17 protein-coding genes are annotated in these 21,642 nt (G+C 71.4%); 5 read left to right on the top strand and 12 right to left on the bottom strand.

The features are described 5' to 3' along the window. Positions 1 to 42: 42 nt before the first annotated feature. Positions 43 to 2,241, bottom strand: a complete 2,199-nt coding sequence (locus ACIBLC_RS06430; protein ID WP_399209576.1) for an MMPL family transporter — start codon at positions 2,239 to 2,241, stop codon at positions 43 to 45. An 84-nt stretch (positions 2,242 to 2,325) separates the two neighbouring features. Here ACIBLC_RS06430 and ACIBLC_RS06425 point away from each other — a divergent pair, with 84 nt between their 5' ends. From ACIBLC_RS06425 to ACIBLC_RS06410, 4 genes are all read left to right on the top strand, one after another. Beyond that, positions 2,326 to 2,982, top strand: a complete 657-nt coding sequence (locus ACIBLC_RS06425; protein WP_399209575.1) for a TetR/AcrR family transcriptional regulator — start codon at positions 2,326 to 2,328, stop codon at positions 2,980 to 2,982. Between the two features lie 221 nt (positions 2,983 to 3,203). Continuing rightward, a complete protein-coding gene (ettA, locus tag ACIBLC_RS06420; protein WP_399209574.1) occupies positions 3,204 to 4,868 on the top strand; it encodes an energy-dependent translational throttle protein EttA in 1,665 nt (554 codons plus the stop codon). A 2-nt stretch (positions 4,869 to 4,870) separates the two neighbouring features. Next, the gene (locus ACIBLC_RS06415) at positions 4,871 to 5,281 is read left to right on the top strand and encodes an acyl-CoA thioesterase (RefSeq protein WP_399209573.1); all 411 of its coding nucleotides are present in this window, start codon (positions 4,871 to 4,873) and stop codon (positions 5,279 to 5,281) included. Then, positions 5,278 to 5,958, top strand: a complete 681-nt coding sequence (locus tag ACIBLC_RS06410) for a hypothetical protein (RefSeq protein WP_399209572.1) — start codon at positions 5,278 to 5,280, stop codon at positions 5,956 to 5,958. The genes ACIBLC_RS06415 and ACIBLC_RS06410 overlap by 4 nt, the downstream gene beginning before the upstream one ends. Before the next feature lie 21 nt (positions 5,959 to 5,979). Here the strand turns inward: ACIBLC_RS06410 and ACIBLC_RS06405 are convergent, their stop codons facing one another. Next, complete coding sequence (locus tag ACIBLC_RS06405) at positions 5,980 to 6,384, bottom strand: globin (protein ID WP_399209571.1); 405 nt, start codon at positions 6,382 to 6,384, stop codon at positions 5,980 to 5,982. Positions 6,385 to 6,490: 106 nt separating this feature from the next. On the opposite strand from ACIBLC_RS06405, the gene ACIBLC_RS06400 reads away from it, so the two are divergent. Beyond that, positions 6,491 to 7,483 carry a methyltransferase domain-containing protein gene (locus ACIBLC_RS06400; protein ID WP_399209570.1) on the top strand — a complete coding sequence of 331 codons (993 nt, stop codon included), beginning with the start codon at positions 6,491 to 6,493 and terminating at the stop codon, positions 7,481 to 7,483. Positions 7,484 to 7,492: 9 nt separating this feature from the next. Here ACIBLC_RS06400 and ACIBLC_RS06395 read toward each other — a convergent pair whose 3' ends face one another. The 10 genes from ACIBLC_RS06395 to ACIBLC_RS06350 all read right to left on the bottom strand — a co-directional run bounded on the left by ACIBLC_RS06395 (position 7,493) and on the right by ACIBLC_RS06350 (position 21,642). Continuing rightward, entirely contained in the window at positions 7,493 to 8,731 is a 1,239-nt protein-coding gene (locus tag ACIBLC_RS06395) for an FHA domain-containing protein (protein WP_399209569.1), read from the bottom strand. A 73-nt stretch (positions 8,732 to 8,804) separates the two neighbouring features. After that, complete coding sequence (locus ACIBLC_RS06390; RefSeq protein ID WP_399209568.1) at positions 8,805 to 10,151, bottom strand: VWA domain-containing protein; 1,347 nt, start codon at positions 10,149 to 10,151, stop codon at positions 8,805 to 8,807. Positions 10,152 to 10,312: 161 nt separating this feature from the next. After that, on the bottom strand, positions 10,313 to 11,677 hold the full coding sequence (locus ACIBLC_RS06385) for a protein phosphatase 2C domain-containing protein (RefSeq protein ID WP_399209567.1): 1,365 nt from the start codon (positions 11,675 to 11,677) through the stop codon (positions 10,313 to 10,315). Beyond that, on the bottom strand, positions 11,678 to 14,167 hold the full coding sequence (locus ACIBLC_RS06380) for a tetratricopeptide repeat protein (RefSeq protein ID WP_399209888.1): 2,490 nt from the start codon (positions 14,165 to 14,167) through the stop codon (positions 11,678 to 11,680). 65 nt (positions 14,168 to 14,232) lie between these two features. Then, the gene (locus ACIBLC_RS06375) at positions 14,233 to 15,558 is read right to left on the bottom strand and encodes a hypothetical protein (protein WP_399209566.1); all 1,326 of its coding nucleotides are present in this window, start codon (positions 15,556 to 15,558) and stop codon (positions 14,233 to 14,235) included. Positions 15,559 to 15,640: 82 nt separating this feature from the next. Beyond that, positions 15,641 to 16,660 (bottom strand): glutamate ABC transporter substrate-binding protein, encoded by a 1,020-nt coding sequence (locus ACIBLC_RS06370; RefSeq protein WP_399209565.1) that lies wholly within the window; start codon positions 16,658 to 16,660, stop codon positions 15,641 to 15,643. Between the two features lie 29 nt (positions 16,661 to 16,689). Further along, entirely contained in the window at positions 16,690 to 18,213 is a 1,524-nt protein-coding gene (locus ACIBLC_RS06365; protein ID WP_399209564.1) for a hypothetical protein, read from the bottom strand. Between the two features lie 248 nt (positions 18,214 to 18,461). After that, the gene (locus ACIBLC_RS06360; RefSeq protein ID WP_399209563.1) at positions 18,462 to 19,475 is read right to left on the bottom strand and encodes an N-acetylglucosamine kinase; all 1,014 of its coding nucleotides are present in this window, start codon (positions 19,473 to 19,475) and stop codon (positions 18,462 to 18,464) included. Continuing rightward, positions 19,472 to 20,737, bottom strand: coding sequence for a 6-phospho-beta-glucosidase (locus tag ACIBLC_RS06355; RefSeq protein WP_399209562.1), 1,266 nt, complete (start codon positions 20,735 to 20,737; stop codon positions 19,472 to 19,474). The genes ACIBLC_RS06360 and ACIBLC_RS06355 overlap by 4 nt, the downstream gene beginning before the upstream one ends. 2 nt (positions 20,738 to 20,739) lie before the next feature. Further along, positions 20,740 to 21,642 (bottom strand): carbohydrate ABC transporter permease, encoded by a 903-nt coding sequence (locus ACIBLC_RS06350; RefSeq protein WP_399209561.1) that lies wholly within the window; start codon positions 21,640 to 21,642, stop codon positions 20,740 to 20,742.

Here is a 21,642-nt window from a genome sequence, read left to right as displayed (position 1 = left end):
GCCCGGCCGGGTAGCCCGGCCGGGCGTCTCGGGTGAGCGGAGTCAGACCTTGGCCGGTGTGCGTCCCTCCTCGGCAGGTGCGCTCTCCGAGATGCCCAGCCGCTCGTGCACCGCGCGGAGCGGCTTCGGGGCGTACCAGGCCGTGCGGCCGAGGAGTCGCATGGCGGCGGGGACGAGTACGCCGCGTACGGCCACCGCGTCGATCAGGATGGCCAGACCGCTGCCGAGCCCGAACATCTGGATGAAGCTGACATTGGCGGTGCCGAAGGCGAAGAAACTCACCGCGAGCAGGCCCGCCGCCATGGTCACGATGCGGCCGGTGTGGGAGAGCCCGCTGGTGACGGCGGTCTCCGTGTCGGCGCCCACGTCGTGCAGTTCCTTGATCCGGCTGGTCACGAAGACCTCGTAGTCCATGGACAGGCCGAAGGCGATGCAGAACATCAGCACGGTCATCGAGGTGTCCATCGGCTGGGGCGTGAAGCCGAGCAGGGAGGACAGATGCCCGTCCTGGAAGATCCACACCATGACGCCGATGGCCGCGCTGAGGCTGATGCCGTTGAGGACCAGGGCACGCAGCGGCTGCACCACACTGCCGGTGAAGAGGAACAGGATGATGAACGTGGTGCCCGCCACCAGGCCGATGGCGTACGGGAGTCGGTCGGCGATCGAGTCCCGGGAGTCGACGAGCCGCGCGTCGGTGCCGCCGACCAGGGTCTCGGTCCCGGCGGGCGGATCCACCGCCCGTACCTCCTCGACCAGGGTCTGCGCCTCGTCCGACTTGGGGGTGAGGTCGCTGACGACGGTGATCCGCTGGGCGTCCGGCCGGCCGAGCGCGGCGGCTGCCGGGCCCGGCGGGGTGGACCGGCCGTCGGTGAAGGTGCCGGCGGAGGTCTCCACGCGGGTCGTGCCGTCGAGCCGGGACAGGTCGGTGGCGTACGTGCTGAGTCCGGCCCGGGACGCGGGCCCGGTCGTGACGATCTGCACCGCGGACTCGTCGCTGCCGGTGAAGTCGTCCTGCACCGAGGTGGCGACCTGCCTGCTCTGCGCGCTCTCCGGCAGCACCCGCTCGTCCGGCGTGCCGAAGGTGACGCCGAGCAGCGGGCTCGCGGCGAGCAGCAGGATCGCGAGTACCGGCAGCGCGGTCAGGGCGGGCCTGCGCATGACCGTACGGGCCAGCCGGCCCCAGAACGGCGCCTCGGCGCTGCGTACGGTGTCCGCCCAGGGCAGCCGGCCGTTGTTCACCCGGTGGCCGAGCACGGCGAGGAGCGCCGGTACGACCAGCAGGGCGCTGAAGGCCGCGATGGCGACGACGCCGATCCCCGCGTAGGCGAACGAGCGGAGGAAGTACTGCGGGAAGACCAGCAGCGCGGCGAGCGCGATGGCGACGGTCGCCGCGGCGAAGGTGATGGTCCGGCCGGCGGTGCGCACGGTGTGCCGGAGCGCTTCGGGGACGTCCGCGCCCTCCGCGAGATGCTCGCGGAACCGGCTGATCATGAGGAGGGCGTAGTCGATGCCGAGACCCAGGCCGAGAGCGGTGGTGAGGTTGATGGAGAACACCGAGACGTCGGTGAGGCTCCCGAGGACGTACAGCTCGGCGAACGTGCCGACGATCGCGATCAGCCCGATGACCAGGGGGATCAGTGCCGCGACGACACTGCCGAAGGCGATCACCAGCAGGATGAGGATCAGTGGCACGGCGATCGCCTCGGCCACCGCGAGGTCCTTGGCGACCTGGTTGGTCACGTCCTTGCCGACCGCGGCCTCTCCGCCGGCCCGCACGGTCAGGCCGTTCCGGTCGCCGGTGTACTCGTCGATGATCGCGGTGGCGTTGTCGGCCCGCTCGGTCTCGTCGCCCTCGATGTGGGCCAGTATCAGGGCCGCGTTCCCGTCACGGGAGGTCAGTGAGGAGGCGTCGGTGTCCCAGTACGAGACGACGTTCGCCACCGTCGGCTCGTCCTTGAGGTCCGAGGTGAGGGCGCTTCCCGCTCGTTCGGCGGCGGGGGAGTCGATCGCGCCGCCGTCGGGCCGGACCAGCAGGACCAGGTTGCTCTCACCGCCGAACTTCTCGTCGATGAGCTTCTCGGCGCGGGTCGAGGGCGCGTTCGGGTCCTCGAAGCCACCGCCCAGGAGCTTGCCGAACGCCCCGAAGCCGATGGCTCCCATGGCGATCACGGCCACCGCGGTAAGTATCAGTACGAGCCGCCCCCGGCGGAGGGCCAGCTCCGTAATTCGGTCGTACACGGTCATCACCTCTGGATGTTTACGTCGTTAACATGGACGGTGGCACATAATGTTAACGGCGTCAACTTCGGGCAGGATGGTGTCATGGAACCGATCACCGGCGGCAAGTCCCGCTACCACCACGGCGACCTGCGCAACGCGCTGATCGAGGTCGCCCTCGAACTCGCCGCGGAAGGCGGCCCCGAGCGTGTCGTCCTGCGTGAGGCGGCCCGCAGTGTCGGCGTGTCGCCCACCGCCGCGTACCGCCACTTCAGCGGGCAGGGGGACCTCCTGGAGGCGGTGAAGATCCGGGGCCAGCAGTCGCTCGCCGACTCGATGCTCGAGGCCGTACGTGTTCTGCCGGCGCTCGACGATCCGGGCGAGGAGGCGGTCCGCCGGGCGGTGGCGATCGGCCGCGGATACGTGAGGTTCGCGATCGAACATCCCGGCCTCTACCGCACCGCCTTCTGCCGGACGCCGATGGAGGAGAGGAGGGAGGGGGACTTCAACGGCCTCGAAGTCCCCGAGGAACGGCCGGAGTACGCGGCCTTCGTGCACCTCGCGGACACGCTCGACGCGCTCGTGGCGTCGGGCCGGATGCGCCCGGAGAACCGGCCCGCGGCCGAGATCGCCGCCTGGTCGACCGTCCACGGGCTGGCCCTGCTCATCCTCGACGGCCCGCTCGCCCTGCTGCCCGTCGACCAGCGCGACGCGGCGATCGAGGGGACGCTCACGGCCATCGTCGCGGGGCTCACGCGGTAGGCGCGGCGCCAGATGGACGTAGGGGAGCGAGGGGGCCGGGGTGCCCGGAGCCGGGGGGTGTCGGGCGGTGGCGACGGGCGGTGGCAGGGCGGCTGTCGGCGTGATCGGCGAAGGGGCAGGTCACGGAGCCCTCGCCGAACGGGTTTCCCCCCGGGCAGGGCAGTCAGGCAAGATGGGATGTATCTGCCCACTGCCGATTTCAAGCGTCCGGACGGTTTCTCTTGGCTGAGTTCATTTACACCATGCGCAAGACGCGCAAAGCGCACGGCGACAAGGTGATTCTTGACGACGTCACCCTGAGCTTCCTGCCCGGAGCGAAGATCGGTGTGGTCGGGCCGAACGGTGCCGGTAAGTCCACCGTTCTCAAGATCATGGCGGGCCTCGAGCAGCCGTCAAACGGCGACGCGTTCCTGTCTCCCGGTTTCAGCGTCGGCATCCTCATGCAGGAGCCGGAGCTGGACGAGACCAAGACGGTCCTGGAGAACGTCCAGGACGGCGCCGCCGAGCTCATGGGCAAGCTCAGCCGCTTCAACGAGGTCGCCGAGCTGATGGCGACCGACTACTCGGACGCGCTCATGGAGGAGATGGGCAAGCTCCAGGACGACCTCGACCACTCCAACGCCTGGGACCTCGACGCCCAGCTGGAGCAGGCCATGGACGCGCTGGGCTGCCCGCCCGGCGACTGGCCGGTCGTCAACCTCTCCGGTGGTGAGAAGCGCCGCGTCGCCCTCTGCAAGCTGCTGATCGAGGCTCCGGACCTGCTCCTCCTCGACGAGCCCACCAACCACCTCGACGCCGAGTCGGTGAACTGGCTGGAGCAGCACCTCACGAAGTACGCGGGCGCCGTCGTCGCCGTCACTCACGACCGGTACTTCCTGAACAACGTCGCCGAGTGGATCCTCGAACTGGACCGCGGCCGCGCGATTCCCTACGAGGGCAACTACTCCACGTACCTCGACAAGAAGTCCACCCGCCTCAAGGTCGAGGGCCGCAAGGACGAGAAGCGGCAGAAGCGCCTCAAGGAAGAGCTGGAGTGGGTCCGGTCCAACGCCAAGGGCCGCCAGACCAAGTCCAAGGCGCGCCTTGCCCGTTACGAGGAGATGGCGGCCGAGGCCGACAAGATGCGGAAGCTGGACTTCGAGGAGATCCAGATCCCGCCGGGCCCGCGGCTCGGCTCCATCGTCGTCGAGGTCCAGAACCTCTCCAAGGCGTTCGGCGACAAGGTCCTCATCGACGACCTGTCCTTCACCCTGCCGCGCAACGGCATCGTGGGCGTCATCGGCCCGAACGGCGCGGGCAAGACCACGCTGTTCAAGATGATCCAGGGCCTTGAGACCCCGGACACCGGTGCGATCAAGGTCGGCGACACGGTCAAGATCAGTTACGTCGACCAGAGCCGCGCCAACATCGACCCCAAGAAGTCGCTGTGGGCCGTCGTCTCCGACGAGCTCGACTACATCAACGTCGGTCAGGTCGAGATGCCGTCGCGGGCCTACGTGTCCGCATTCGGCTTCAAGGGCCCGGACCAGCAGAAGCCCGCCGGTGTGCTCTCCGGCGGTGAGCGCAACCGCCTGAACCTGGCGCTGACCCTCAAGGAGGGCGGCAACCTGCTGCTCCTCGACGAGCCCACGAACGACCTCGACGTGGAGACCCTGTCCTCGCTCGAGAACGCGCTGCTCGAGTTCCCCGGTGCGGCCGTGGTCATCTCCCACGACCGCTGGTTCCTGGACCGGGTCGCGACGCACATCCTCGCGTACGAGGGCGAGTCCAAGTGGTACTGGTTCGAGGGCAACTTCGAGTCGTACGAGAAGAACAAGATCGAGCGACTCGGTGCGGACGCGGCGCGCCCGCACCGTGCCACCTACAAGAAGCTGACCCGGGGCTGACCTTGCGGCACATCTACCGCTGCCCGCTGCGCTGGGCGGACATGGACGCGTACGGCCACATCAACAACGTGGTCTTCCTCCGCTATCTGGAGGAGGCGCGCATCGATTTCCTGTTCCGCCCGGAGAAGGACTTCAAGCAGGGGTCGGTGGTGGCGCGCCACGAGATCGACTACAAGCGGCAGTTGGTCCACCGGCACACGCCGGTGGACATCGAGCTGTGGATCACGGAGATCCGGGCGGCTTCCTTCACGATCACCTACGAGGTCAAGGACCCGGACCAGGTCTACGTCCGGGCCTCGACGGTGATAGTGCCGTTCGACTTCGAGGCCCAGCGGCCGCGCCGACTCACCGCCGAGGAACGGGAGTTCCTCGCGGAGTACCGCGACGACAAGGACGAGGCCGTCGCCGCATGACGGCCCTGCTGTACCTCGCCGACGAGGGGGAGGCGGCGGACCTCGCCGCCTTCCTCGCCCGGCTGATCCACTACGACCGCGCGGCCGCCGTACGCCTCCAGGCGTCCGGCAGCACGCTCGCGGTCTTCGGGCGCCCGCCGTCCTTCGAGGTCCTCGCCATCCGTACGGCGCGCCTCGCCAAGCCGTACGAGAACGGGCTCGACGTGACCGTCTCCGTCGGTGAACTCCTGGAGTCCGTCGACGAGTCGGCGGCCACGGCGGCCGTCCCCGGAGCCGTCACGGGCCCACCGTGGGCCGGGGTGCTGCCGCCCCGCCGCGGCTGGCGTCAGGAGCCGGGGCTGCCCGCGCCGGACGCCGTACGGGCGATGGTGAGCGCGGCGGTGGCCGAATTCCGGTCCCGCACGCAGGAGTTGGCGGTCGAGCGGCGTACCCGGGCCGAACTCGACGGGATCGGGCGGGAGATCTGGTCCCGGCCGATCGGTGACACGGGCCTGCCGGTACGGGCCGCGCACGCGGCGCAGTCCCTGGGATTCCTCCGCCCCGGCGCTCAAGTCGCCCGGGAAGACAGCGCGTTGGGGCTGTACTCGTCGGGCGCGTGGCTGCGGCTGCGCACCCCGTTCGGGTCGATCGCCGTACGCCGGGCGGGACTCGGCGCCCTGGACGTCAGCGTCCGCTGAACTCCGAGGCCGCCCCGCGGGTCAGCCGGCCGTGTTCACCATCGAAGCCGCCGCGTAAGTCAGGTAGTTCCACAGCGTGTGCTCGTGCTCCTCGGAGAGGCCGAGCTCGTCGACGGCGACGCGCATGTGCCTCAGCCAGGCGTCGTGCGCGGCCTGGTCGACGGCGAAGGGCGCGTGCCGCATCCGCAGCCGGGGGTGGCCGCGGTTCTCGCTGTACGTCGTCGGGCCGCCCCAGTACTGGATCAGGAACAGCGTGAAGCGCTCCTCCGCCGGACCCAGGTCCTCCTCGGGATACATCGCCCGCAGTTCCGGATCCCCGGCGACCCCCTCGTAGAACCGGTGCACGAGGCGGCGGAACGTCTCCTCCCCGCCGACCTGCTCGTAGAAGGTCTGCTCCTGAAGTGTGCCGCGCCGAATCTCGTTCACCTGTCCATGGTCTCAGACGGGGTGACCGAGGACTCAAGGCTTAGGTCCACCCACCGAGGCCGGTCCGCCACTCGCCTCCCGGCCGCTCCCGCAGCACAGTGGAGGTATGAGCGCGCACGCTCTCGACCAAGAACCCGACGACCTCGCCAGGGCGGCGCGGGCGGGGCTGGTGCGTGAGATCGACAGCAGTGGGGCCTGGGAGCGCGATCCGGTCTGGCGGGAGGCGTTCGAGGCGGTGCCGCGCCATCTCTTCGTGCCGTACTACTACGTCGGAACCGTCGGAGCCGTCGGCGGCTTCGAGCGCCTGTGGGGCGGGGACCCCGACCCGCGGAACAGGGAACAGTGGCTGCGGGGCGCGTACGCGGACGCGCCGCTGGCCACCCGGGTACGGGACGGCGAACTGCTCTCCTCCAGCAGCCAGCCGTCGCTGATGGCGAAGATGCTGACCGAGCTGGCGGTGGCGGACGGGAACGCCGTGCTGGAGATCGGCGCCGGGACCGGGTACAACGCGGCTCTGCTCGCCCACCGGCTCGGCGACGCGCTGGTGACCACGGTCGACCTCGACCCGGAGATCACCGAGTCCGCCCGCCGCCACCTGGCCGCCGCCGGACACCACCCGGCCGTCGTCACCGGCGACGGCGCCCGCGGAGTCCCCGAGCGCGCTCCCTTCGACCGGATCATCGCCACCTGCACGCTGACCTCGGTCCCGCACGGCTGGCTGCCCCAGTGCACCCCCGGCGCCCGGATCCTCGCGCCGCTGGCCACCGGCCTGATCGCGCTGCGGGTGCGGGACCGTGCGCACGCCGAAGGGCGCTTCCTGCACACCGCCGCCTACTTCGTGCCGCTGCGCGGCGGCGGCACCCGGCCCGAGCAGGAGCCGCCGCACCTGGGCGGGCTGCCGCCCCGGGTCAGGAGCGACGACCTGTTCCGGTTCCTGCTGACCCTGACGGCGGGCACCCTGGAGCCGCACGAGGCGTACGCCCTGTGGGAACGCGAGGGGCGGCCGGTGCGCGAGCGGTACGGGATCACGGTCAGCGGCGAGCGCGTGTGGGCCTGGCTGGACGACCCCGAGGGGCCGTACGCCTGGCCGCTGCCGTGACGCCCCCGGTCAGCCGCGCCGGACGGTGATCGTCGTCCAGGCGCCCACGTGCACCCGGTCGCCGTCCTGGAGCGGCACCGGCACGAAGGGCTGGATGGGCTCCTCGCCGCCATTGACCGTGGTGCCGTTCGTCGAGTTCTGGTCGACGACCGCCCAGCTGCTGTCCGGCTGCTGGACCAGGACCGCGTGCTGGTGCGAGACGCCGGGGTCCTCCGGGGGCACCGACAGGTCGATGTCGGGGGACTCACCGGTGGAGTGCCGGCGGCGGCCGATCGTCATCTGGTTGCCGGTGAGCGGGCGCTGCTGCTCCGGCGAGTACGCGGGCAGGTTCAGGCCCGCGGCCTCGGGCCCCGAGCGCTGCATCATCGCCATGAAGTACTCGCGGTCGGGACCGATCGTCACGGTCCACGACAGCGGCTGCTGCTGGTAGGGCGGGCGGGCGCCCGGGCCGGGCGGCGCCTGGGTCGCGCCGGGCCGCGGATAGCCGTAGCCGCCCTGGGGCGCACCGGGGCCGGGCTGCGTGCCGGGGCCGCCGGGGCTGCCCGCCGACGGCGGGGAGATCACCCAGTCGTCGTCACCGCCGAAGCCCTGACCGGGCGGCGGCTGGGTGGTCTGGGGGTACGCGGGCGCCGCAGGCTGCTGGGTGTAGGCCTGCTGGGCGCCGGGGCCGCCGGGCGTGGGCCCGGGGGGCGGCGGGACCGGACGCGAGGGGTCGCCGAAGGGCGAGGGGCCGCCGCCGTACGGGGCGGGCGGACCCGGCGGAATCGGTTCGGCGGGACGGTTCATCTGCGAGGGCCGCGAGCTCTGGTAGTCGAACGGATCCTGACCGGGGCCGGGGCCGGGGCCGGGGCCGGTGGGAGGCCCCTGCTGGAACCTCTGCGCCGGATTCGGCCCACCAGGGACTCCGGGGCCCCCCGGACCGCCGGGACTCCCCGGCAGGGGCGCCTGCGGACGGGGAGCGGCGGGTGTGTACGAGGTCGCCGTGTTGGTCAGGAAGTTCCACCGGCACTGCTCGCAGAACGGCGCGGCGCCCTCGCGGGGCGTCCGGCACTGCGGGCAGAGCTCCGGAGCGGAGTCGGGCACGGCCGCGAGATGGCCACGCCCGCCGGGGCCGGGCGGCGGCGGATAGCCGTACCCGGCGGCGGGCGGTGGGGGAGAGGGCGGGGGCACGGCACCGGCCATGCGGTGACCGCAGACCTCGCACCAGTCGTCGGAACCCGACTGGTGTCCGTTCGGGCAGGTCGGCATGTCGGCGCTTCCCCCTCTCCTTTTCCGGCCGGTTCGGCCGGGTTACTCCGGCTCCTGGGGGAGCCGGGCTCGCTTACTTCTTTACACGAACAGTCTTTGTGGACCGTGTCTCAAGGGTCATTTCGTCTGCTTCCTCGACCCTTGCCTTCAATCGCACAGTACCTGCCGCGGCGTCGACCACGTCCACCACCTTCGAAAGCAGTTTCGCAGTATCGGCGTTGCCGGAAGAGCTGGCGAGCTGAACGGCGCGGCCCAGCTTGGCCGTTGCCCCGTCGACATCTCCCGCTTTGCGGGCGTCCAAACCCTGTTGGATGACTTGTGCCAGTTCCGCCTGACCCGTGTAGTGCGCGACCTGCGGATTGATCGACGTGGAGGCCGCCATGTCATCGGTCCACACCGCCCGTACGAGCCCCTGCGCGCCGAGGTTCTGCACGCTTCCGTCGCTCTGCGGGATCACCAGCGAGACCCGGGCGGCCAGCATCTCCTGGCCGAGGGCGGCCGATGGCACCTGCACGCACACGTGGTAGTCACGCGACTCGTCGCCCCAGGAACCGGTGGGGTAGTCCCCGGCACGCGGACCCGCCTCGGTGCGGCGGCCGGTCAGCTCCTCGACCGTGGGGGCGACCTGCTTGACGAACTTGATCTCCGTACCGACGGGCGTCCACAGCCGCAGCGCGACGTCCGCGACCTCCTTGCCCATGGCCGTCTCCATCATGTGCGTGAAGTCGGCGGCGAGGGCGGCCGGGTCGGCGACGATGTCGGCGGTGCCGAGCATCGCCGAGGCGATGCTCGTGACCTCCTTGACCTCCCAGTCCGTACCGACACCGCGCGCGTCACAGGTGAAGCGTCCGGTGCAGGAGTCCAGGGCGGCCTTCAGGTCCTCGGGCGACTCGTGTTCGTTGCGGCCGTCGGTGAGCAGGATGCCGTGCCGGATCGAGACGTCCGCCGAGGACAGCAGGCGGTCGGCGAGGCGCAGCCAGGTGCCGATCGCGGTACCGCCGCCCGCGCTCAGTTTGCGCAGCGCCTGCTTCGCCTGGTCGCGGGTGGCCGCGTCGGCGACCGCGAGCCGGCCGCCGCCCGGATAGACCTCCCTGGCGATGTGCGTGCCGCCGATCACCGCGAAGTGCACGCCGTCGCGGACCGTGTCGATCGCGGCGGCCGTCGCGTCACGGGCGTTGCGCATCTTGGTCGGCGGGTAGTCCATCGAGCCCGAACAGTCGACCATGATCGCCACGGCCGCGTCCGGGCCCTGCCCGGCGGTGTACAGGTGGGGCGCGGCTACCGCGCTTCCGATGGTGCCGCCGCCCGTCGAGCTCACCGTGACGATCGCGTTGACCTCGCGGGCGCCGTCGGGCAGGTACTCGTTCTGGTAGACGTCGACCGAGAACTGCGGCACGTTCGACTTCGAGAAATTGGCCATGCCTTCTTCGTCCCCCTCAGGTCCCCCGTCTTACGCGGCTAGGCGGTACGGAGGCGATGACTGTATTCGGACCGGTCCCCTCCGGTCCGAGGCCGTTCCCGTCTCGCGGGCCGGGGCCGTTGCTCGTTCAACGACCCCTGGCCCGTTCCAGTTCCGCGGCCTCAGGCCGATCCTGCCCCCTGCGAGGGGGCCGGGAACGGCACGACCGCCACTGTTACGTTGTCGTGGCCCCCGCCGTCCAGGGCGTGACCGACCAGGACCTGCGCGCTGTGCAGCGGACGCTCGGCGGCGTCGAGGGGTACGACCTCGGCCAGGTGCTCGGCCGCCTCGGCGTAGTTCCACAGCCCGTCGGTGCACACCACCACTACACCTGGCCGGTCCGGCTTGAAGGAAGCGGTGTGCGGCTCCAGTTCGTACGCGTCCGCGCCGAGCCAGCCCGTGATGGCGTGGGCGCGCTCGTCGGCGTACGCCTCGGCCTCGTTCATCAGGCCGGCCGCGACCATCTGCGCGGCCCACGAGTCGTCCTCGGTGAGCCGGGCCGGGGGTGAACTCCGGTCGACGGGGACCCAGTAGGCGCGGCTGTCGCCGACCCAGCCGATGATCAGCAGGGCGGGGGTGACGACGGCGCCGACGAGGGTGCAGGCCGGCGCGTTCACGTGCGGGGCGTGCTCGTCGTGCGAAGCGGGCGGGTCCGCCAGGGAGTTGACGGACTCCGAGGCGGCGATGATCGCCTCGTGCATGGCCTGCTGCGGGTGCGTGCCGAGCGGCAGGGCCGCGAGCAGCGACTCGTTCGCCGCGCGGGAGGCGGCGAGAGAGGCCTCGTCGGGGCGGGTCGCCGAGGAGACGCCGTCGCAGACGATCGCCACGACGGCGGGTGAGCCGTCGGGCAGCGCGGTCGAGGAGATCGCGAACGCGTCCTCGTTGCGGTGGTGGCGCAGGCCCCGGTCGCTGACCGCGGAGACCGCGCTCAACTCCTGCTCCATGTGGTCGCGTTCGCGTGGCTGCGCGTGCCCGCAGTTCTCGCAGTAGCCGTCGCTGTCGACACTGCCCGAGCGGCAGGCGACACACAGCCTGGTGCCCGCGGCGGGCGTCGCGTGATCGGCGGTGCGCGGGTCGGCGAGGGGCGGGCCGGCGAGTGGCGCGGAGAGCGCTTCGGCCGGGGGAGCCAGGGGGTACTCGTCCGGCTCGCGCGGCCTGTCGAACCGTACGCCCGCGGACTCGCGTCCCGGGTGCGGGAGTTCGGAGCCGGCCGAGTCGGTGCCCTGGATGTCCGCCGCCCGGTGCACCGGCGCCGGTGTGTTGGAGCTGTCCACCTCGGGCGCGACGGGCCAGTCGACGGACGGGACGGCCGAAGGGGGGTGCGGCGACGCGCCGTTCATGGTGATCGTCGGATCGTCCTGCGGCGGTGTGGGCACCGCCGACAGGTCGTATCCGCACGCACCGCAGAAGCGGTCACCCGCCTCCAGCGGCTCCTCGCAACTGGGGCACCGCGAAAGGGCCGTCGGCTGGGGCATCTGGGACATCAATCACACCCACGTCCGGGGGCGGTAACGGTTGGCACGTTCCACCAGGTCGATCCTCTCCTCGCCGCCCCGCGCGAGGCGGGCCAGCGTGCGGTACGAGCGCTCCAGGCCGAAGCGGAGGCCGCGCTCGTCCAGTGCGTTGCCGAGCAGCGCCCGTCCGCCACCGGAAACCGGAGGGGAAACCTGGCTACCGGAGAGTACCCAGTCCAGGGCGCAGCCCAGTACTTCTGTGGACAACTGCTCGCGTCGCACCGCGTCGAGACCGTATCCGTCCAGCGCCTCGACCTGCCCCGCGGCCGCCGTCAGGTCGTCCAAAAACGGTGCGGCGGCCGCCTCTTCGGCGAGTCGCTGCCGCAGCCGCGCCCGGACGGCCGCGACCCGCGCCGCCGTGTAGTGGATCGACGACTCCGGTACGGACTCCAGCGTGTGTACGGCGCCACGGCGGTCGTCCGAGGCGAGCTGTACGCGGGCCAGGCCGAACGCCGAACTCACGTAGCTGGGGTCGGTCGTCCACACCAGGCGGTAGTACTCGGCGGCGTTGTCCAGCTGCCCGAGCACCTCCGCGCACACGCCGAGGGCCAGCTTGGGGGCCGGCTCGCCGGGGAACGCGTCGTAGACCGCGTCGAAGGACAGCGCGGCGACCTCGTACTCGCCGCTCGCGAGCGCCGCGACGCCTCGGTACCAGACCACCCGCCAGTCGTCCGGGTGGTCCCTCTCCAGGGCCTCCAGCGCCCTTGCCGCGTCGGCAGGTTCGCCCATCTCCAGGCGGGCCCGCAGTTCGCGCAGCCGCAGCTCCAGGGAACCGGTCGGCGCCGCGTGCAGCGCGGTGATCAGCTCCGCGGGCGCGGAGGCCATCAGCCCGGCGAGGAAACCGGCGTTGGGGTCGCCCGGGTCCACCCGGGGTACGGGCAGCGCGAGGGCGGTGGTGGCGCCCTGGACGGGTCTGACCAGGGTGCCGGCCCCGGCCCGACCCGTGACGCCCGAGGTGATGGGGAGCCGGCCGTTGTCGGCCGCCGCGGAAATGGCCCGCTGACGGCGCCCCACCGGCACGGCCCGCCCGCCAAGCCGTGACACGTCCCCGTCCAGCCGTCCGAACAACTCGGTGTCCGTGACCTTGAGTTCGGGCCCGAACAAGGTGGAGAGCGACGGGCGGGCGCGACCGGTCTGCACGGAGACGACCTCGCGCAGCACGCCCGTCAGCTGCTCGGCCATCTCCTGCGCGAAGGCGAACCGGCGGGCCGGGTCGGGGTCGGTGGCCCGCACCAGGAGCCGGTAGAAGGACTCGTACTGGCGGAAGACCTCGATGTTGTCCGGGTCCGGCAGGGAGTCCACGAACACGTTCGTGTAGCCCTGGAAGTCGAAGGTCATCACGGCCAGCGTGCGGGCGACCGTGTAGAGGTCGGAGGCGACGGAGGGGCCGACCTCGGCGACCTCGGGCGCCTGGTAGCCCACCGTGCCGTAGATGGCCGACTCGTCGTCGTCCATCCTGCGCACCGCGCCCATGTCGATCAGCTTGAGCTGGTCCTCGGTCTGTATCGCGTTGTCGACCTTGAAGTCGCAGTACAGGAGGTTGCGGCTGTGCAGATGGCCGAGCGCCTCCAGGGCCTCGATGCCGTACGCGCAGGCCTGCTCGACCGGCAGCGGGTCCCGCTTCCCGGCCACCGTGCGACGGTCGTTGGCGATCTCCTTGAGGGACTTGCCGCCGACGTACTCCATGACGATGTAGCCGTCGAGGGAGCCGGTGCGCTGGTCGAGATGCTCGACGAAGTTGTAGATCCGCACGATGTTGGCGTGCTCGATCTCCGCGAGGAAGCGGCGCTCGGAGATCGCCGCCGCCATCGCGTCCTGGTCGCCCGTGTCGAGCAGGCCCTTGAGGACCACCCAGCGGTCGGACACGGCGCGGTCGACGGCGAGATACACCCAGCCGAGCCCGCCGTGCGCGAGACAGCCCACCACCTCGTACTGGCCGTGCACGATGTCACCCGCGGCCAGCTTCGGCACGAACGAGTACGGGTTGCCGCACTTCGTGCAGAACCCCTCCGTGCGCCCGGCCGTCTCGCCGCGCGAACGCCCCACCGGAGCACCGCAGTCGGAGCGCGAGCAGAACCGCTTGCGCTCGGGCACCTCCGGGTTCTCCTGGACCATCCCGCGCGGGTCGGGCCGCGGCACACCCGGTACCTCGACCAGGCCGGCACCGAGCCGGCCGCGCCCGGTGGAACCGGCGGCCGAACCGGAGCTGCGGACCGAGACCGAGCGGCCCGTCGAATTGCCGGACAGTGCGCGGGAGAGCCGCCCGGACACCGAGCGCCGCGACTGCGAGGAGCGCGACGACGCACGCGAACTCGCCCGTGAACTGGCGCTGTTGGTGCTGGCCGAGCCCCGCGAGCTCCGGCCGCCCGCGGTGATCCCGGTCGGCGGCGACCCCACCGCCCCGCCCGCCGACACGACCGGCGCGAGCCCGCACGTGTCGCAGTACAGCTCACCGCCGCCCATGTCCTCGTACGACCCCGAGCAACCGGGCCGCTGGCACTCCCGCTGCTCACCCACAGTCTGCTGACTCACGATTCCCCCCTACGGTCCTGTGGCCCATTGCCCTGCTCGGGCACCCGCGGGCTGAGCAGGTCGGCCGCCGCGTGCTGGTAGCGCAGTACGGCGTCCCCCGCGACCCGCAGGTCACAGGGCGCGCTCCACAGCATGCGGCGCGCCGCGTCGTAGCGCTCGATGAGGAACGGGTCCTCCGCGAGGCCGTGCCGGGCCACCTTCGCCTTGTACGCGTCGAGGCGGCCGCGCAGCTCCGCGCGGACCGCCAGTGGCTGGGTGACCGCGGTCAACGACTCGCGGGCGCGCAGCAGTTCGTCCTCGGCCTTCTCCTCCAGCGCCTCCAGGAGCGGGGAGAGCCGGTGCCACTGGGCGTGCCTGCGGTACTCCGCGGCCGTCTGCAACTGCTCCTGGAGCACGGTCGGCGGGCCGCTGACCGCGGGCACCTCGGACGCGGCGATCTTCGCGAGCACCTCACCGCGGGCGTTCCTCGCCTCCGCGAGGGTGCGGTCCGCGCGGCTGAGCACGTCACGCAGCTTCACCAGGCGCGCCTCGGCGTCCTGCCGGACGGTGAGCACGGCGTCGATCTCCCGGCGCACGTCCTCCAGGGCGCGCGCCTCGCGGTCGTACGTCGTGGTGTCCGGGCGTCCGCCGCCGGGCGCCGAACTCCCCTTCGCGGGAACCCAGAAGGCCAGCGGGTCGGACACCACGCGCTCGCGCAGGGTGGTGAGCGTACGGGTGATCCGCTCCAGGTCGTCGCCCGAGGGGTGCTCGCCCGGGCGGACGCCGACGGAGTGCGCGAGCCGGCGGGTGCGCTGGAGCTCCGCGGCCAGTAAATCGATCCGGGCGGGCAGCGCGGACCAGACCGCGTCCGCGGCGATGACCATGTCGAGCGAGGACGCGTACAGCTCGTTCATCCGCTCCACCAGCGCGACCAGCGAGAACCGCTCGCTGAGTTTGCCGGTGCCGGCCAGGGTCGGCGCGTTGGCGGTGGCCGTGGCGGACCCGGCGACCGTGATGCTCGCGCCGCGCAGCAGCTCGGTCAGCTCCAGCAGGTCCTCGCGGCTGGACCAGCGTCTGCGGGAGCGGATCTCGCGGCCGGAGCGCAACGCGTCCGTGTACGCGTCGAAGTACGCCCACAGCAGGGTGATCGACGCGTCGGCGGCCGCCCAGCGCTCCTTGGTCGTGCCCGTGAGTTCGGCGCCTTCCAGGAGTCTGCGGCCCGCGTGGTCCTGGAGGGCGAGGAGCGAGGTCTCGATGGCCTCGTGCTCCGCGCCGAGCCGCGCCAGCGCACGGTCCACCTCGTCCCGGTCCAGCACCGGCTCGGGGGGTCCCGTGACGCCCATCGATCACCTCTCGCTTCCGCTCGTGTCGGCTACTCGTACCGCTACCCGTACTGCCACTGCCGTTCGTACCGCTACACGACCGCTACTTGTATTTCGGGGCGGGCGGATCCGACGACGGGGAGTCCGCCCCGAGGGTCGGGGAGAGCCACTTGTCGTACGCCGTCCGCCAGCCGTTCCCGCGGTAGCTCTCCAGGACCCGGTTGACCCGGCGCACCAGGTCGTCGGCGCCCTTCTTCATCGCCACGCCGTAGTACTCGGTGGTGAAGGTCTTGCCCTTGAGCTGGACGGTGGGGTCCTGGGCGGCCTGGCTCGCGGCCAGCGCGCCGTCGGTCACCACGGCGTCCACCTCACCGAGCTGGAGCCTCACCAGGCAGTCGAGTTGGTTGGGAACCGTGGTGGAGATGTCGGCGGTGGAGGCGAGCTTGCCCGCCTCCTTGTCGGCGTCCAGCTTGTCGTACGCGGTGGAGCCCGTCGCCGTGCAGATCTTCTTGCCCGCCAGCGACTTGTCGTACCCCTTGATGGTCGAGTCGATCGGAGCCAGGACCTGCTGGCCGGTCTCGAAGTACGGCGCGGAGAAGGCGACGTCATCGAGCCGGGAGCAGGTGATCGTCATGGTGCGGACCACCATGTCGACCTTGCCCTGCTGTATGGCGGGGATGCGCTGGTTGGTGGGGATGGCGCGGAACTGCACGGCGTTCTCGTCGCCCAGGATGTCCTTGGCGATCGCGTGCACGAGGTCGATGTCGAAGCCCTCGAGGTCGCTGCCGCTCTCCGTGTTGTTCGGGTCGCGGTAGCCCCAGCGGAAGCTGTTCTGGTCGACGCCGACGATCAGCCGCGGGTCCTTGCGGTTCTTGATGGCCTCGATCGTCGCGCCGCTCACTCCGGACGGGGTCAGGCTCTGGTTCTGCGGGTCGGTGCACTCCTCGGCCTTCGCCTGGGTGCCCTTGCCCACGCCCTGGCCGCCTATGCCGGTGCTGCCGTCCCCGCTCGCGCCGCTCAACGGCAGCAACAGGGCGAACACCGCGGTGAGTGCGCAGACGACGGCCATCGCACCCACGCCGCCCCAGCCCTTCAGGCTTGCCCTCAGACGTCGTGCACCCATTGCCGCTCCCCCTCTCACCGCTCCCCCTCTCACCGGTACTCCGAAAGCCTGCGCCCGATGCCGAGAACCGCGCCCGCCGCCGCCAGCACCGCCAGGACCGCCGCACCCACCGGCAGACCGGTCAGCGCGTCCAGGCCGTCGCCCGCCGACTTCTTGAACTCGGTCTCCTCGTGCTCCAGCGCCAGTCTCAGGTTCTCGTCGACGCCGTCGAAGCACTCGCCCGTCGGCTCGTCGCTCTTGGAACCGATCACCTTGTCCAGCGCCGCCTGGTAGTTGCCGTTGTCGTCGGCCTCGCGGGCCTCCAGGTGACGGAGCTTCCACACCTTCATGTTGCCCGTCGCGGTGGCCACGGGCTGCTCGCCCGCCTTGTCGTCGGCGAGGGCCGAGGCGGCGGCCAGCTTCTTGGTGAGGTCGTCCATCTCCTGCTGGAAGTCGTAGTCGAAGAGGTCCACGACCGTGCCGTCCGGCAGTTCCTTGGTCTCCGCGCCCCGGCTGACCAGGGTCAGGTTCTCGTTGCCCCGCGCGTTCAGGGACGCGAGGCGGGCGTCGTTCAGCACGTTCAGGGAGCGGACGCCGTGGTCGTAGGACTCGTTGAGCCCCGCCCGGGCCACGCTGTGCCCGACGACCAGCCAGAGCAGGACGACCGCGGAGGCCGCGGTGGCGGCGGCCATGCCGTGGTTCAACACCCGGTTCGTACGACGGTAGTTGCGCCGTTGGGCCCAGGCGAGGCCGCCGAGTGCGAGCAGGCCGAGACCTATCGCGATCCACGGGTAGGGCGTGGCGTCGGCGTAGTCGGCCTCCAGACGCTGGTTCTCCTTGGTGTAGAGATCCCTGGCGGCCGGGAGCATCTCGTCCTGCATCGTCGCGTTCGCGTACCGCAGGTAGGCGCCGCCGAGCGGGAAGCCCTGCCGGTTGTTGGCGCGGGCCCGCTCGATCAGGCCCTTGTACTCCGGGAGCAGCTTGTTGAGCTTCGTGATGGTCTTTTCCGACGGGGAGCCCGGCTCGGAGTTGGCCGCGGCCGTGACGAGCTTCTCCGCGGCGGTCTGGATGTCCTCCTCGTACCGCTTGCGGGACTCCTCGGTCTCCTGGCCGCCCGCGAGGAAGCCGCTGGAGGCGGCCGTGTTGGCGTCGGCGAGCGAGCGGTAGATGTCCGCGGCGCTGGCGCTCAGCGGCTGGCTGCTGTTCAGCACGTCGTCCGCGGCGGCCGAGCGGTCCGTCATCTGCCAGGCGGTGACCGCGCCGAACGCGACGACCAGCAGGGCCAGTACGGCGCCGATGATCCGCAGCCGGCCCGGCTCCGTCGTCGCCGCTGAGCGCAGGGAGTCCACGCCTTCCGCCCAGGCCGTGCGGCGTGGGGGAGCGGGCGGGGGTGTGTGCGCGGGCGGGTGCGGGGCGTCGGGTGTCGCGGGTCCGGCCGGCCGCGGTACGGCGGGACCGGCCTGCGGCGGCAGGGCCGGCATCGTGGGTGCGGCCGGGCGTACCGACAGACCCGGTGGGCCGCTCTGCCCAGGTGTCCCCGGTGGCGCCGCGCTGCCGTTCGGCGGGTATGTCACGTGACCTCCCCCATGGTCATCCGTCTGTCACCTCTGTCCGGTGCGCGGGGAGCACGGACGAGATGCACGGCCGCAAGTATCGTCGCAGTGACCGACATTCGCACAGTTCTTGACTCGATCTTGTTCGGATCGCGGCGCAGCCCGAAGCTCCCCGCAGCCCCCTTTCCCTGAACACGCCCTCGGCAGGTGTTCGGTTCCCGTTCGGGGCAGGCGTCGGGGGGCGGGTTTCCCCGCCCCCCGCACCCGGTTCAGCCCTCCTCGTAGAACGCCCGCACGCGCGCGTGTGCCGCCTCCGGGGCGCGCACATGGTCCAGGCCGAGCAGCGCGGCGCCCAGGACCGGGCTGGCCGTCACCACCTGGGGGACCGCCTTGGGGGCGCGGTCGGCCAGCAGCTCCCTTATCCGGGCGTCGAGTTGGGGGTGGCGGGCGGCGAGGATGCTGCCGCCGAGGAGGACCGGGGTGGGCTCCTCCAGGAGGGCCAGGCGGGTCAGGGCGACCGTGGCCATGGCGACCACCTCCTCCGCGAGGCGGTCGACGAGGGAACGGGCGACCGGGTCGCCGTCGGCCGCCGTGGTGAACAGGACCGGCGTCAGCTCGTGGCGGCGGGCGTTCCCGAGGTGCTCCAGGTGGAGGGCCTCGATGAGGGCGTACATGGAGGGAAGGCCGAAGTGGGCGGGGAGGGTGCGGGCCAGGGCGGTGGGGCCGCCGCGGCCGTCCTCGGCGCGTGCCGCGTGCCACAGCGCCTCCTCCGCGAGACCCCAACCGCCGCCCCAGTCACCGGAGATACGCCCGATCGCGGGGAAGCGGGCGGTGCGCCCGTCGGGCCGCATACCCACGCAGTTGATGCCCGCCCCGCACACCACCGCGACTCCGCGCGGCTCTGCTATCCCGGCCCGCAGGATCGCGAAGGTGTCGTTGCGCACCTCCACGCTCGTCCCCCACGCGCGCGCGTGCAGCGCGGCCGCCAACCGCTCCTCCTCGACCGGGAGGTCGGCGTTGGCGAGGCAGGCGGCGACATGGGCGACCGAGGTGACGCCGGCCTCGGCGAAGGCCCGGACGACGGCCTCGGCCAGCGCGTCCACCGCCGTCTCCACCCCGACGGCGGGCGGCCGGAAACCGCCACCGCGCGCGGTACCGATCACCTGTCCGTCCGCGGCCAGCACGGCGACGTCGGTCTTGCTGTTCCCCGCGTCGATGGCCAGGACCAGCGCCGCGGTGGGGGACCCGGCGGCCGTCCCGGCGCCGGGTCCCGATGAGGTCATGCCCACGCGAGGTGCTCCCGGTTGTGCGCGATCAGCTGGTCGGTGAGGGCGTCGGCGTACGCGTGCTGGCCGATGAGCGGATGGGCGAGGAGGGCACGGAACACCCGGTCCCGGCCGCCGCGCAGGGCCGCGTCGAGTGCCAGGTCCTCGTACGCCGTCACATTGGCCATCAGGCCCGCGTACAGCGGGTCCACGGGTTCCACCGGCAGCGGTGACGGCCCCTGGGAGCCGACCGCGGCCTGCACCTCGATCACGGCGTCGGCCGGCAGGAAGGGGAGCGTCCCGTTGTTGTACGTGTTCACCACCTGGTAGGGGCTGCCGCCACCGCCGAGCAGACCGGCCGCGAGGTCCACGGCCGCCTCCGAGTAGTAGGCGCCGCCGCGCCGGGCGAGCAGCTCGGGCTTCTCGTCGAGCGTCGGGTCGCCGTACATCTCCAGCAACCGCCTTTCCATCTCCGCCACTTCGGACGCCCGTGAGGGCCTGGTCCGCAGCTCCCGCACGACCTCGTCGTGCGCGTAGTAGTAGCGCAGGTAGTACGACGGGACGACGCCGAGGCGGTCGACGACGGAGCGTGGCAGGTGCAGGTCGTCGGCGATGGTGTCGCCGTGTCCGGCGAGGAGCTTGGGGAGGACGTCCTCGCCCTCGGGGCCGCCGAGGCGCACCCCGGTCTCCCAGCTCAGGTGGTTGAGCCCCACGTGGTCCAGGTGCACCTCGGCGGGGGTGACGCCGAGCAGGGCGGCGAACTTCCGCTGGAAGCCGATCGCCACGTTGCACAGGCCGACGGTCCTGTGGCCGGCCTGGAGCAGGGCGCGGGTCACGATCCCGACCGGGTTGGTGAAGTCGATGATCCAGGCGTCCGGGTTGGCACGGCGGACGCGTTCGGCGATGTCGAGGACCACGGGCACCGTGCGCAGCGCCTTGGCGAGGCCGCCCGCGCCCGTCGTCTCCTGCCCGACGCAGCCGCACTCCAGCGGCCAGGTCTCGTCCTCGTTGCGTGCCGCCTGTCCGCCGACCCGCAGTTGGATCAGTACGGCGTCGGCACCCTCGACGGCCGCGTCCAGGTTGCCGGTGGTGACGATCCGGCCCGGGTGCCCCTGGCGGGCGAAGATGCGCCGGGCGAGACCGCCCACCAGCTCCAGGCGGTCCGCGGCCGGGTCGAGGAGCATCAGCTCCTCGATGGGCAGGGTGTCCCTCAACCGGGCGAAGCCGTCGATGAGTTCGGGGGTGTAGGTGGAACCCCCGCCCACTACTGCGAGTTTCATGGTCAGCCCTTCACTCCGGTGAGCGTGACACCCTCGACGAACGCCTTCTGCGCGAAGAAGAACACGAGGATCACGGGGGCCATGACCAGCACGGTCGCGGCCATGGTGAGGTTCCAGTCGGTGTGGTGCGCGCCCTTGAACGATTCCAGACCGTAGGAGAGCGTCCAGGCCCCCGGATTCTCGGAGGCGTAGATCTGTGGCCCGAAGTAGTCGTTCCACGCGTAGAAGAACTGGAAGAGGGCGACCGCGGCGATCCCCGGCTTCGCCATCGGCAGGACGACCTTCAGGAGCGTCCGCAGGTCTCCGCAGCCGTCGACCTTCGCCGCGTCCAGGTACTCGTTCGGGATCGTCATCAGGAACTGGCGCAGCAGGAAGATCGAGAAGGCGTCTCCGAACGCCATCGGGATGATCAGCGGCCACAGGGTGCCGGACAGGTCCAGCTGCTTCGCCCAGAACAGGTACATCGGGATGATGACGACCTGCGGCGGCAGCATCATCATCGAGATGACCAGCATCAGTGACAGATTCCGGCCGCGGAAGCGGAACTTGGCCAGCGCGTAGGCGACCGGGATCGAGGAGACCACGGTCAGGACGGTGCCGGCGCCGGCGTACAGGAGGGTGTTCTTCCACCAGGTCAGGAAGCCCGGGGTGTCGAAGACCTTCTGGTAGTTGCCCCACTCCCAGGTGTCCGGGATCAGGTCGCGGCTGAGTGCCTGGGTGTCGCTCATCAGCGAGGTCAGGAAGACGAACACGAAGGGGAGGACGAAGAAGAGGGCGGCCGCGACGCCGAGGGCGTGTACGGCGATCCACTCCAGGAGGGTCCGGCGGCGGGCGGTGCGCTCGGCGGGCGAGACGGGCGCGGGGCTTCCGAACTTGGCTGGTTTGTCCAGTACTTGAGTGGTCAT

Source organism: Streptomyces sp. NPDC050535, assembly GCF_044457665.1.
GTDB lineage: Bacteria > Actinomycetota > Actinomycetes > Streptomycetales > Streptomycetaceae > Streptomyces.
Note: the sequence above shows the minus strand (reverse complement) of the source record. Positions and strands in the feature narration are given on the sequence as shown.